Origin of the sequence: Eubacterium callanderi (genome assembly GCF_900142645.1) — a bacterium.
GTDB classification, from domain to species: Bacteria; Bacillota; Clostridia; order Eubacteriales; family Eubacteriaceae; genus Eubacterium; species Eubacterium callanderi.
Window position 1 is genome coordinate 89,194 of record NZ_FRBP01000004.1, and the last position, 13,295, is coordinate 102,488.

Consider the following 13,295-nt stretch of genomic DNA (forward strand, 5'->3'; position numbering starts at 1 on the left):
TTGAAAATATGTTAAAATGGTTGTAAACATTTACGATGAGAGGAGAAAAAAGTGAAAAAGCAAATGAAATTATTGGGGGTTTGGCTGGTCGTTTTATGCCTGATGCTGTCCATTACCGGCTGTGGCGATGACGGGACCCAGGCTTATGCCGAAGAGTTTACCGATCTGGCGACTGAAATTTCCCAAGAGAACACGGATTGGCAGAAGCTTTTAAACGGGGCAGATTATGAAAGCCAGGACTGGATCAACAGTGTGCAGTCGAAGCTTTCTGAGATGGAAGCCAGCTGGACTAAACTGGGGTCTTTAAAAGCCCCGAAGAAAATGGAAGACATTCAGTCCAGCTTTAAAGGTGCATCGGATAAAATGCTGTCCGCCATTGCCCTTTATAAGGAATGCTTCAAAGCCCCCATTGATCCCAATAATATTGATGAGGCAGGCTTGAATGCCCTTGTTGACAAGGCGGGAGAGGCTGATGCGATGGCTATGGAAGCCTCCAGCCTAATGCTGGAAGGTTCTCAAAAGGCCACAGATATGATTAAAAAATAAAGAGGTATTGAAATCCCGGACCAGATGGTTCCGGGATTTTTTAGTTTAGAAGCCGACAGCAGCACAAAATCATCTGGACAAACGCTTTAAAACACGTTATACTACATCTTGACATCTATATGACAAAGTCTAATAGAAGAACAAAGAGATATGTGTGAAAGGAAATGAAATGCAGGAAAAAGAAGAGCTGTTTGCCTTTATTGAAAGGGCTGAAAGAAATGTGCTAGAGGGGAAGGAATTGGAACGGGCAGAACTGATCCGTTTGCTGGCCATTGATCCGGATTCGGAGGCCTGTGATCGCCTGGGACAGGCGGGCCGCCGAGTGGCTTCGCGAGTGACTGGTGACAGAGCCTACCTCTGGGGCGCTATGGGAGTTGACTATAAGGCATGCCCCATGAATTGTGACTTTTGTTCTCTGGGTGAAGCCTGGGGGATTGTGGAGCCAGACCATGAGCGGGACTTTTCGGAAACGGAAATTATTGAGAACGTTCGGGATTATGCGGAAAACAAAGTGCGTTGGATCGTCCTCAGGACTACAGAATTTTACAGTCTGGAGGTACTTTCAGAGCTTATTGGAAAGATCCGAAGGGCTGTGCCAGGCCGCTATGAAATCGGCCTGAACGTGGGTGAGTTTGATCTGGAAAAAGCCAATGCCCTTTACCGCGCCGGTGTGGACTTTGTATATCATTCTCTACGGCTTAGGGAAGGCAGGGATACCCGGTTTAGGCCAGATGAGCGTCTGAAAACACTGCGGGCCGTCAAGGATTCCCCTCTGAAGCTGGTTTTTCTGGTTGAGCCCATCGGCATTGAGCACAGCAATGAGGAAATCGCAGACATCTGTCTGTGCGCCATTGAGCACCAGGCCATCGTGACTGGCGGTATGGCCCGTGTACCGGTGCCAGGAACTCCTCTTGGTGTGCACCCGCAGATAACTGAAAACCGCCTGGCCCAGATTATAGCCGTCACGCGTCTGGCTGGCGGCAGCCGTGTGCCGGATATCTGCGTGCATCCGGCAACGCCAAAGGCCATGTGCTTTGGCGCCAATGTGGCTGTGGTGGAAACAGGATCTATCCCTCGGGACAGCTGCTGTCTGCCAAAGGAAAAATGGAATCAGTTTGACGCCCAGACAGCAGGTGAATGGTTTGAGCAGGCTGGCTATACCCTGTATGCCGGACCAGAAATGCAGTGAAAAAGGAGAATGAAATGAAAATTAAAAAATATATGGCGATGGCTCTGGCGGTGGTGATGGCTGCGGGACTGCTTGCTGGCTGTGGCAGCCCAGGAGAAGATACAGCGGCAAAAAGTGAGAAGGTAACAGTGGGAACCTGGAAAACAGCCCAGACCATCACGCCTTATTTTTACGATGAATTTATGCCGGAAAGCGTTGAGGTTTTGCCCTTTACCAACCCAGGTGACCAGAAAACCGCGCTGCTGGCAGGCAGCCTGGATATGTGCGGCACCACACTGGTTACTGCCATTACGGCAGCCTCCAAGGGGGAGCCGGTCAAAATTGTCACAAGCCTGTGCAATAAATGCTCGGCATTGGTAGTGGACAAGGACTCTGGTATCCAGAGTGAGGCTGACCTGAAGGGCAAGCGCATTGCCTATGTGCCTGGCACTATGCACCATGCCCTGCTGCTGGAGGTGCTTAAGCGCAATGGCATCAACACAGACACCGATGTGGAGCTTAAGCGCATCGACTTTTTCGATATGGGGCAGGCTTTGGTAAATGGGGATATTGATGCTTTTTTAAGCGGCGAGCCTTACCCGTCTCAGGCTGTTCAGGAGGGGTATGGACGCATTCTTAGCTATCCCTATTTTGATGACAGCGTTGGAACCATCAACGCGGCTATGATTGTTACTGAGGACACCATTAAAAACAAACCGGAAATGGTTCAGGATTTAGTGAATGCCCATGTGGACGCTACCAGGATGCTGAACGAAGATCGGGAGAAATGGTTAAATAAATCAGCAGAATTTGGCACAGACAAGGCTTTACTGGAAATCTCAGCAGATAATATTGAGCTCTGTTCGGACATTGACGATACCTTCATCCAGAATACCAGAAATCTGGCGGACTGCATGAAAGAGCTGGGCATGATCGACACAGTGCCGGATATTGACGCCATTTTTGACCTCAGTTTTCTGGAACAGGCAGCTAAGCGGCGTTAGGGAGCCACATGGAAAGGTTTCGGAACATTTTAAAGCGGGTGGACGCGGTGGGGTGGATTGTCCCGGCACTGGTGGTGCTGGTCTGGCTCTGGCTGTCTGCTTCCGGGCAGATCCCAGCTTATAAGCTGCCGTCTCCTGTGGAGCTCATTCGGGTGCTGGCAGATTTTGCTTCTGGCGGTCTGGGCGTCACTCCTTATTCCGGGGCTCTGTGGGAAAATCTGGGCATCAGCCTGCTTCGAGTGCTGTCTGGTTTTTTCATTGCCGGGAGCCTGGGCATGATTATGGGGTTTCTGACTGGCCGTATACCTGTGCTAAAACGTCTTTTTGACCCGGTGATCCATCTGATCAAGGCGGTGCCCGGTATTGGCTGGCTGCCCATAGCCATTGTCTGGTTTGGGGTAGGCGAGGGAAATACCCTTTTCCTCATGTCGCTGGCAGCTTTTTTTCCTGTTTATGTCAATACTGCTGCTGGGGCGGCGGCTATTCCTGAGATGTATATTCAGGCTGGGCAGATGCTGGGTGCGCAAGGCTTCGGGCTTTTCCGTGCCATTGTTTTTCCGGCGGCTTTTCCTCAGGCGGCAGTGGGGCTTCGGCTTGGACTTGGCGTTGCCTGGGCTTACCTGGTGCTGGGTGAGGTCACCGGGGTCACAAAGGGACTGGGCGCGATCATGAGCGATGCCCGGATGCTCGGCCATGTAGAAATGGTTCTAACCGCCATGATTGTTATCGCTGTGGCCGCAAAGGTGACGGATTTTTTGCTGGTGGCTGTATGCAGGAGAATCTATCCACGGGGAGGCAGGGGAAATGAGTCTGGCATTTAAAAATATATTCCATGGCTACGGCGGCCTGGAGGTTTTAAAGGATGTGAGCTTCAAGACTGAGCCGGGCAGGATTACAGTACTGCTGGGGCCCAGCGGCTGCGGAAAGTCAACACTTTTGAAGCTGGCCGCTGGTTTTGAAAAGCCAGTGATGGGATCGGTATGCTTTAACGAAAGTCCTGTGACTGGCCCGGGTGTGGAGCGTGGTATGATGTTCCAAACGCCAGTCCTGTTTGACTGGCTTACTGTCGCGGGTAATGTGGCCTTTGGCCTCAGGCAGGCAGGTGTGCGGGGAAAGGAGCAGCAGGATCGGGTAAACCGTTTTATGGCTCTCACAGGCCTCGCTGATTTCAAGGACTACTACCCTGGCGCCCTGTCGGGCGGTATGCAGCAGCGAGCAGCTCTTGCACGGCTGCTGGTTATGGAACCCCAGTGCCTGCTCATGGATGAGCCCTTTTCCGGGCTGGACGCCCAGCTGCGGCCGAAGATGCAGGAATTGGTATTATCAGTCTGGCGGGATCTGCGGCCTACTGTGCTCTTTGTTACCCATGACGTCGAGGAGGCTTTGGTTCTGGGGCATCGGATACTGGTTTTTAGCAAACGGCCAGGCCATATTGTTAAAGATATTGAGCGAGCGCTTGAAAAAAAAGACCCTCTAGATCAGCTCACAGACCCAGGTTTTGGAAAAGAAAAAAAGAATATTCTGGAAATCCTCCGGGATCTTTAAGTAAACTAAAATCAGATAGAAGGAGCGGCACTTATGGCACACCGCTCTTTCTTTTTTGTTTCTTAAGCCCGAAGTATAATTTAAAGCAGACCTATGCAAATAACAAAGGCTGTGTTAAAATCAATTAAACGGATGGTTTAACATGAGAGGCTTTTATAAACGAAGCTGGGAGGGAGATTAAATGAAAAGAGGTCAGCTGATTTTAAGAGGGGCCGGCGCATTGCTTGCAGCCGTCATGTTTTTTTATACAGCTGCCTGGGTCGGAATTCAGCTGTTTGGCGATGATGACCGCTATCTGAACCCGGAAAAAGCAAAGGTCGTCTCACCACTGGGAGCAGCCAGCGAATGGAGATACCACATTCCCAATACAGGGGATTACACTGTGGGCCTGAACGCTGAGGGAAAGCCTGTTTTTGAGGATCCCCACCGTGCGATCAATGCCTTTAAGAGGGATCATCGCCTCTACTTTATCAGGATAGGCCTGCACTTGGGACCGGTTTTCTTCGGACCGAAAAATTGGAAACGATTCCAGAAGGAATTTTGGACTGCTGCCCCGAAGGTCTGGGGTGAGATGGATGGGGATCATGAGCTTTATGACTTTCTGAAGGTCTACAGCAACAGCTTTGATAATTTTATTTAAAAGTCATGGGACTGTTTTCATCAGAAGTAAAGTAAACATGTGAGAACCCGAACCGTGGGATTTTATCTTTAAAGGTAAAAATATTGAATATCCCTTTAAGGATAGAAATGTTACAATAGTACTTGTAAGGAAAAACAAAACGATAACCAAATCAACGAGGTGATTCATAAATGATAGAGCGAAATTTCGGACCCAACGATGCGTGGAAAATGCTGAATGATTATACGGTAACCTTTATTACCGACCAGTTTGTATTCAGAGACGGCGGTATGACAATTCCGGCGGAGCTGAACAAATTTTTTGGCGCGGAAAGCGGGGAAACACGGGTTGTTTTCCTGTTTGAGGGACGAGAGTTTCCCTCCTATATTGAGTGCGGCTTTGGCGAAAACAGTGTGAACAACATCAAGTTGACCTGGAGCAAAGCCCTGAGCAGCAAATTTATTGGCCTGTTTCCTGATTATGAAAATTTTTTTGCCAATATGACCGAAAATCAGATGGAGGAGCGGCCGATTCTTCAGTTTGAAAAACTTGAGGCTGACGAATTTCTGGTCAAAATGATTCTGCCCACCGATGAAGCGCTGACAAAAAAACAGGAGCTTTTCGATTATCTGGGACCCAGTAAAACAGTGGTTTCCTTTAAAAGCTCCTACGAGATGGTCTTCTTAAAAAACTATCTGGAGCAAGCGGACAACCGCGGCAAGGCCGATGTGTTTATGGTGTCTGCCGGTGTCAAAAAGTTTTACGAGGCCCGGGAGACACAGCGTAAGTCCCAGGATAAAAACGCGGATAAGACCATCGAAAACGTGAAAGAAGCAGGACTGGATGACGTACTGGCCTTTTTAATGGATGGCCCTTACGCACTCATGGCAGAAAAGGGTTTTCTGGTCATGGAAACCATTGATGAGCATTTCTACTTTGCTCTTGAGGTCTCCATGCTGGACGAGCTGAGCACTGACGATAAACGGCTGATCATCGAGCTTCTGGATCAGAAAATTGAGCACTACTTTGAGCGTATGGACGGTCCCGGTCTTCAGGAAAATCTGACCAGTCTGATGGACGAGTATGGTCATTATTTTACCAGAGATTTCCGTTACTCCTTTAAAGACATCCTGACTGACGGTATCCCCGGCTGCATTGAAGCTCTGAAATTTGTGGACGGCGACCGCTATAAGGTCACAGGGTTTGCAGGGGTGGAGGAGTGGACCGAGATTCCCTGGGTAGCAATACTTGACCGCAGCATCACCAGGGTGCCAAATACCGGCGTCTTTGTGCAATACCTGCTCAACAAGGATACCCAGAAGCTGTATCTGACCCTGTTCCACGGTTTTAAAGAAATTGAGGAGGAAGCGCTAAAAACCGGACAGGAGGATGTGAAGCCTGTTGTGGCAGCTGCACTGCGTCCATTGGTGGCGGAAATCCAGAGAAGAGTGGACCCCAGAGGCTTTGATACAGGCAGCAAAGACGTGGACCTGTATGACGACCGCTTTCGTGAAAGCGTGATCTTTTACAGAGAATACGACCGCATGGTGCCTGGGGACACACAATTGGAGCAGGACCTTCAGGAAATGCTGGAGGTTTACAACGATTATTACGAGCGCTGTATTCTGAACCTTTACCCTGAGGAAGAAGAACCAGAGGAACCCGAAGCTCCTGAAGTGCATGATGAGGAAGTCTCAGAGATTGATGGGGCCGCCGAAGAACCGGTAACCGAAGCTGAAGCTGAAGTTCATGAAATGGAGGCAGCCGAGATTATTGAACCTGAGAATGAGGAGCGCAGTGTGCCTGAAATCATTGAATGGGAGCCGGTAGAAGAAGCGGCAGAACCTGTGGCCGAAACCCAGCCCGAGCACATGGCGTCTGCTCCTGAGCCGGATCAGCCTGAGCCTGCCTCTGTGGCAGAACAGCCGGTGGCCGAGGTATCCAATGAAGCGCCCCGAAAGGCTGCCCGCAGCATCAGCGAGGCAGCTTATCTGGAAACTAAGCGTGTTATGGAGGAATCCTCCGCTGAGACTGAGGAGGTCAACGCAGTGGAACGCATCTTGGAGCGGGTCGAAAATCTGGTGGAAGAACCGGTGGACATTCCTGGAACCCTCCGTCAAGTGGGGGGGTACATTACCGCCCACGGCTTTACCTGTACACCGGGTATTGTGGAAAACCTCTATCTCTGTCTAAAGGCCAAGCCCTTTGTTATCCTGACCGGTATCGCGGGTATTGGCAAATCCAGCCTGGCACGCTTGTTCGCTGAGGCCATGGGAGCCAACACAGAAAACGGCCGATACAAACAGGTACCAGTCCGTCCAGACTGGAAGGACTCCAGAGGTCTGCTCGGCTATCTGGATTCCTCTGGACGCTTTGTCCCGGGCGCTCTCAATGACTTTATAAAAGAAGCAGTGGACAATCCCAGAAAGCCCTATTTCCTGTGTCTGGATGAGATGAATCTGGCCCGGGTCGAATACTATTTCAGTGAGATTTTATCTGTCATGGAGACCCGGCGTGACCGGGAAGGCCGCACCGTAACGGACCCGCTGCTGGGAGATGAGGCTTTTGGCCGTGACGAGCTGGCAAGGGAACGCTACGGCGAGCTTTACCTGCCGGAAAACCTCTATATCATCGGTACTGTCAGCAGTGAGGAAACAGCTTTTTCACTGAGCCGCAAGGTTCTGGACCGGGCGAGCCTTATCGAGATTGGACAGGTGAGCCTGCATCTGCAGAGCCCGCCGCGCACCATGCCAGAGCCAATCCATCTGGGCAACAGGTTTTTAAAAAGTGATGTTCTGGTTCTGGCTAACTGTACCCGCCAGCGGGACATGATTCAGGAGGTTGTCACGCTGCTTGAGGCGATGAATGGTATTCTCATGAAGGCCAACGCCCAGATTGGTTACCGGGTGCGTGACGAAATCTGTTTTTATCTGCTCTACAATGCCGAGTACGGCCTCATGAGCCAGGAGGATGGGCTGGATCATGCCATCCTGCAGAAGATTCTGCCGCGTATTCAGGGCGGCGGCTCCGCTGTGGAGTCTGTTCTGACCGATCTGTTCAAAATCTGTGCGGGTACCCGTTCCGGCAATGCAGTAAGAAACTATGCAGGCAACCGCGGAGGCCTCTTCCCCAAGAGTGCGGAAAAGCTGAGCGCCATGGTCAAACGCTTTGACCAGGAAGGCAAAACTTCCTTCTGGAGCTAAGCTGTCCACATATTCACATGTATCCACCGATCTTGTGGATAAACTGTTGATGATGTGGATAGATACAAGATATTGAGATTTTGAAACGAGTATGTTTGAAAAATAACAAAATATAGATAGCATCATTCAAAAAACACAGCGGTGCAAAAATTTCTCTGTGGATAATACTGGTGAGTCATTATTAAAACATAAATTAAGCTTGCGTTGTCCTCAACTTTGGATTATAATAAGGCGATGATGAAGCATCCGACAGATGTGTATCCAAAGCAGATGATTCCTTTTTATTGGAAAGTAAGGAGGGACTGTGACGGCCAGGCACTGCTGTAAACCTACCTTTCTCCACCTATCATGTTGTTAGATTTTCGAAAGCGAATGGCTCTTGTAGGAAACAGCACTCCCCAAACGGTGTTATGGCCCGCGGTTCCGGCCTTACCATTGATAAAAATTAAAACGCAGGGAAAGCTCAAGGTTTTCCCTGCGTTTTTTTAGTGTGAATTAAAATGAATAGAATCTGAGGCAAGGTTTAAAATTTCAAGCGCTGGTATCCGTATCGTTTCAGCGTCGGTCAGTCCTGCATCCATGAGCTTTTGACGTTTACGGATAAGAATATTCCAGCTGTTCATTTCCAGCTGGCGGGCAAAGCTCTCTTTGTCACCAGATTTTAGCAGGCTAATCAGAAGGTCAAGTTCCTCACCCTTTGCGTCCATATCGGAGTCGCCAAGGTAACTTAACGGTATCCCCCAGGACATAATATGGATGAGCGGGCTGAAAATCGCCCGTATTTCAGAGTTTTTATGAGAATAAAACACAGTTTTTAAAATCTGTCCATGAGTATAGAGGTAGTTCCTGCTCTGGGTTTCCTGTTCATAGAGGCGGATGATCTCGTCAATTCTTTCAGGGGTGATTGCGTTAAAGCTTTCCTGGGCAACGGTACGGACGTTAATGGTGACGAGCTGGAGTCCCATGAGGTAAAAAATCAGGCTTTTACGAGTCCCGGGACTGGAAAGATCCAGACTTTCTAAAGGCTTGCGGTACAGGCTTATCCGCGTTCCGCATCCGTTTATGGTCTCAGTCATGCCAACACTATTTAACAATGCGATGGTTCTTCGGATGCTGATCAGGGAGACACCGTATTTTTCGGCAAGAGTAGCCGGTGTTGGCAGAAATTCCTGGTTTTTATAAACGCCTTTTCGTATATCCGCAATTATGCTAACTGCCACGTTATAATATACCTGTGGTCTGCCTGCCTGTATGTGCCATACAAAGGGCAGTTGGTTGGGATTTTTGCCAAACCGATCGGTTACCTCCTTGTTCAAAAGGCCGATCTGTTCCGATAAAAGGCGGCAGACTCTGGTGAGAACCTGGCACATGCCAGCGTAATCCCCGGTGGCCTTGAAATCGGACAACTGGCTGAAGCCGTTCAAAAAAGAGGCAAAGGTGCCCAGATCATAGGGAAGGCCAATGGCGCTCATCTTTTTGGGGGAAAGATAAGTAAACATGGAGGCATCCAGGTGTACGCTTTCCAAAAGAGGGTTTCCAAGACTTGCGAGGACAAATCGCAGAGGATAGAAGAAGGGCAGGCTGTCCTCAAAGCTCGTCTGCAGAAGCAAATCCATCAGCTTTTCGGAGTCCTTTGGCTTCATAAAATAAAAAGCATGGAGCAAGGTCTTGGCAAATATTCCGGGCAGAAAGGCACGAAGCTCCTCCAGAGCGTCATGGCGGGCGGTGAAATGTTCAATATAACGCTCGCGGCATTCATCGTCACTGTAGGTAATGGTAACGATGGCGGGCCTTCCCCTTGTCAGGCGGATAAAGCCGTCTCGTTCAAGATTAATGAGGGATTGCCGTACCGTGTTGATGGAAATATTAAACTGTCCGCTTATTTTTTCAATGGTTGGCAGGGAGTCTCCTTCCCGGTAAAGACCAAAACGGATTTTGTTAGCGTAATGTTCATAAACAATTTGATAGAGATCTTGTGTATCTTTCAAGGTATTCATCCTTTATATTTAGTGTATAATCTATATTTTACCATTTATAGCCTCAAAATACCATGAATTGAGCGGCGAAATGCAATGCGGTTATGATTAAGGTGTAAAAAGAAAAAACTTCACCAAACGGTCACATTGCTGTCAGAAAGCCATCAGATTGGTTTGGTATCCTATTGATTATCAATTTACAAAGGAGTTAACATGAAAACGGAAGCTAAAAAGAAGAATAAAGCCAGTTTGGCCCTCTACATTGCCGCTGTGCTTTTCGGTATTTACGCAATTTTTTCCTTAATTAATACGGCTCTCTATATTTCAAATTTGATCAGTACCCAGTATATTACGGTATCTGAGAGCCTGACGGATATCATCGTTTATTTTGTCACTAATTGCGGTCCGTATATTTTCTATGCAGCTGCCCTGGGAGGTATGGGGTATCTGGTAGAAATGACAGCAGGACCCCGCAGGGAAAAATCAGCTGCGGATGAGAGTCAGACAGAGGAGAATACGGCAGAGATAACCCCGGATGCCGATCTGAGTTCAGCGATGGAAACCATTGTGGATGAAGCAGCACCGGAGGAAGAAAGCACTGGAGAACCAGCAGCTTCTGGAGAAGCCGAAGCCAAACCGGAAGCAGATTCAGACGAAAAAGAGAACAGTGATAAAGAGGCGTCAGAGCTTTCAGATATTGAGAAAGCTATTTAGACCCTGTAAAAACAGAATATATGTTATTATCTATAACCATAAGACCGTCCGCCATCATGGCAGGCGGTTTTTGTGTTACTGCCCTAAAAATAATCATAAAATACGGTAAACTGTAATTAAAAATAAAATTTACAGGAAAAAATGAAAAAAAATAGAATAAATGATAGATTTCATCTATCTAATTAATTATTTTTATGATAAAATATACAAAATACATGGGAGGTAACAGTGATGGATGGGATTACTAATCAAAAAGAATACGTTGAGAAAAACGCACGTATTGTTGAAGAAAAAATAGCCTCTGTTGAAAAGCTGATCCAGGCTGGAGAAGACAAAACAATTGTACGCGCTGCTTTTAAGGAGCTAAAGCAATTTGTGCGCACAGAATATGATACTTTTCATAAAAAGAAGTATTTTGGGACCTACATCTTTGACTGCTATCACCCTCTGGTTGAAGGCATTCATTTGTCTGCCCTGGGAGAAACGCGTGTCAACGCTACAGTGGAAAACATTCAGGAGGCGGTTCAGGAGGCGCGTGCAGTATTGGAAAGCTGGCGTGCGGACGCCAATGACGAACAGTAAAAAGGCCCTGCTTTAATCAATAAGCAGGGCCTTATTTTATTCGGACAGCAGGTTGATGCCGCGCACCATCAGCTCTTCAAGCCGTTCCTTCTGACCGGTAAGCTCAAGATAACCGACAAGGGCCTCGAGACCGGTGGCGTAACGATAGTCGATGGTTCTGGCATGTTTGGGTACATGGGAGCGGGTATTGCGGCCACGTCTTACAATAGTCTGCTCCTCATCGGTCAGAGAGTCCATGAGGGCCAGCGCCATTTTGGACTGTCCGTCGGCCCTGACGTACTTTATGGATTCCTTTGTCAGGTGGTTAACATTGGAGATACCGCCAGATACCAGAAAACGACGGATATACTCGGAATAAACACCATCGCCGATATAGGCAAGGGTCAATGGATTGAGGGCCCTTGCCTCAGCGATGGTGTATTTTTTTTGCAGACGTTGTTTTACGCTTTCTTCCATTTGACTCCTTCGCGCGTATCTTCAAGTATAATGCCTTTGGCCAGCAGCGCGTCGCGAATTTCATCGGCCAGAGAAAAATCCTTATTTTTACGGGCTTCCTGGCGCTGAGCGATGAGGGCTTCAACCTCAGCTTCCAGATCCGTTTCTTTTTCCTTTGCTGCCAGCCCAATAACGCCGGTCAGCTCCTTAAAAAGATCCAGTGCGGCTTTTACCGCCTCTCTGGAAGAGGCTTCGCTCAGATTGGAGTTGGTATCCCGTACCAGCTCAAAAATGGCGGCTATGGCGTCGGCAGTATTCAGGTCGTCGTTCATGGCGTCAATAAAACCTTTTTTGTATTGGGCCAGATTGTCCATCCATGTTTTTTCATCTTCGCTGGCGGCTTCTGACTTGTTGTTTTCAAGCAGATATTCCATCTGGTATTTGGCATTGTAGAGCCGCTCCAGAGCGTTCTGGGCTTGTCCCAGCAGCTCGTCGGAGAAGTTGACAGGACTTCTGTAGTGAGCCATAAGCATGAACATGCGAACCACTTCCAAATCATAGTGCTTGGCGATGTCGCGCACAGTAAAGAAGTTGCCCTTGGATTTGGACATTTTTTCATTGTTGATGTTGATATACCCGTTGTGGACCCAGTAGTTGGCAAACTTGCAGCCACAGGAACCCTCGGACTGGGCGATCTCATTTTCGTGGTGGGGGAAGATCAGATCCTGGCCGCCGCCATGAATATCAATGCTTTCCCCCAGATGCTTGCGGGACATGGCGGAGCATTCGATGTGCCAGCCTGGGCGTCCCTGGCCCCAGGGGCTTTCCCAGTAGGGTTCTCCATCCTTTTTCTTCTTCCAGAGAGCAAAATCCAGAGGACTGCGTTTTTCGTCGTTCACATCGATACGCGCGCCGGATTTCAGATCGTCGATGGACTGCTTGGAGAGCTTTCCGTAGTCGTGAAAATGGTCGACCTGATAGTAGACATTGCCGTCCACGTTGTAGGCCAGCCCGCGTGCCTCAAGCTCTTTAATCATTTCGATGATCTCAGGCATGTGGTCGCTGACACGCGGGTGCACGTCCGCCCGGCGGATGCCCAGAGCGTCGGCATCCTTGAAGTATTCTGCAATGTACTTGTCAGCGACTTCGGCAGCGGTAATACCTTCCTCAATGCTGCGGTTGATGATTTTGTCGTCCACATCGGTAAAGTTCTGGACAAACTTGACATCGTAGCCGATATATTCTAAAAAACGTCTGAGCACGTCAAAGACGATGAAGGGACGGGCGTTGCCGATATGAAAGTAATTATAAACAGTCGGCCCGCAGGAGTACATCCGTACCTTGCCTTCTTCAATGGGAACAAACGCTTCCTTTTTCTGGGTAAGGGTATTGTATAATTTCATGGCTTTCTCCTTCTTTATTTTTTACGATTGTGTTTATTATAGCATAGGCAGAGCGGTTTTCCTATAAAGGAAATAAAAATCTGTTTACGTTCTCATGGAA

General features: G+C 48.6%; 12 protein-coding genes. 9 read left to right on the plus strand and 3 right to left on the minus strand.

Features of this window, described 5'->3' with window-relative positions; translation table 11 throughout:
- Positions 1 to 51 precede the first annotated feature (51 nt).
- The 7 genes from BUC22_RS06045 to BUC22_RS06075 all read left to right on the plus strand — a co-directional run bounded on the left by BUC22_RS06045 (position 52) and on the right by BUC22_RS06075 (position 8,085).
- Complete coding sequence (locus BUC22_RS06045; protein WP_013379405.1) at positions 52 to 546, plus strand: hypothetical protein; 495 nt, start codon at positions 52 to 54, stop codon at positions 544 to 546.
- A 154-nt stretch (positions 547 to 700) separates the two neighbouring features.
- The gene (locus BUC22_RS06050; protein WP_013379406.1) at positions 701 to 1,735 is read left to right on the plus strand and encodes a radical SAM protein; all 1,035 of its coding nucleotides are present in this window, start codon (positions 701 to 703) and stop codon (positions 1,733 to 1,735) included.
- A 14-nt stretch (positions 1,736 to 1,749) separates the two neighbouring features.
- Complete coding sequence (locus BUC22_RS06055; protein ID WP_013379407.1) at positions 1,750 to 2,718, plus strand: ABC transporter substrate-binding protein; 969 nt, start codon at positions 1,750 to 1,752, stop codon at positions 2,716 to 2,718.
- 8 nt (positions 2,719 to 2,726) lie between these two features.
- Positions 2,727 to 3,539, plus strand: a complete 813-nt coding sequence (locus BUC22_RS06060; RefSeq protein WP_013379408.1) for an ABC transporter permease — start codon at positions 2,727 to 2,729, stop codon at positions 3,537 to 3,539.
- Positions 3,523 to 4,263 carry an ABC transporter ATP-binding protein gene (locus tag BUC22_RS06065; RefSeq protein WP_013379409.1) on the plus strand — a complete coding sequence of 247 codons (741 nt, stop codon included), beginning with the start codon at positions 3,523 to 3,525 and terminating at the stop codon, positions 4,261 to 4,263. The genes BUC22_RS06060 and BUC22_RS06065 overlap by 17 nt, the downstream gene beginning before the upstream one ends.
- Positions 4,264 to 4,444: 181 nt before the next feature.
- Entirely contained in the window at positions 4,445 to 4,903 is a 459-nt protein-coding gene (locus BUC22_RS06070) for a hypothetical protein (RefSeq protein WP_013379410.1), read from the plus strand.
- 170 nt (positions 4,904 to 5,073) lie between these two features.
- Complete coding sequence (locus tag BUC22_RS06075) at positions 5,074 to 8,085, plus strand: MrcB family domain-containing protein (RefSeq protein WP_073382595.1); 3,012 nt, start codon at positions 5,074 to 5,076, stop codon at positions 8,083 to 8,085.
- Between the two features lie 485 nt (positions 8,086 to 8,570).
- On the opposite strand, the gene BUC22_RS06080 is transcribed toward BUC22_RS06075, so the two are convergent.
- On the minus strand, positions 8,571 to 10,073 hold the full coding sequence (locus tag BUC22_RS06080; protein ID WP_013379413.1) for a GntR family transcriptional regulator: 1,503 nt from the start codon (positions 10,071 to 10,073) through the stop codon (positions 8,571 to 8,573).
- Between the two features lie 201 nt (positions 10,074 to 10,274).
- Here BUC22_RS06080 and BUC22_RS06085 point away from each other — a divergent pair, with 201 nt between their 5' ends.
- Together BUC22_RS06085 and BUC22_RS06090 are read left to right on the plus strand one after the other, a co-directional pair.
- Entirely contained in the window at positions 10,275 to 10,775 is a 501-nt protein-coding gene (locus tag BUC22_RS06085) for a hypothetical protein (RefSeq protein WP_073382599.1), read from the plus strand.
- A gap of 231 nt (positions 10,776 to 11,006) precedes the next feature.
- Entirely contained in the window at positions 11,007 to 11,357 is a 351-nt protein-coding gene (locus BUC22_RS06090; protein WP_013379415.1) for a hypothetical protein, read from the plus strand.
- A gap of 36 nt (positions 11,358 to 11,393) precedes the next feature.
- Here the strand turns inward: BUC22_RS06090 and BUC22_RS06095 are convergent, their stop codons facing one another.
- Together BUC22_RS06095 and cysS are read right to left on the minus strand one after the other, a co-directional pair.
- Positions 11,394 to 11,813 (minus strand): Mini-ribonuclease 3, encoded by a 420-nt coding sequence (locus BUC22_RS06095; protein ID WP_013379416.1) that lies wholly within the window; start codon positions 11,811 to 11,813, stop codon positions 11,394 to 11,396.
- Positions 11,798 to 13,195 carry a cysteine--tRNA ligase gene (gene cysS / locus BUC22_RS06100; protein ID WP_013379417.1) on the minus strand — a complete coding sequence of 466 codons (1,398 nt, stop codon included), beginning with the start codon at positions 13,193 to 13,195 and terminating at the stop codon, positions 11,798 to 11,800. The genes BUC22_RS06095 and cysS overlap by 16 nt, the downstream gene beginning before the upstream one ends.
- Positions 13,196 to 13,295 lie beyond the last annotated feature (100 nt).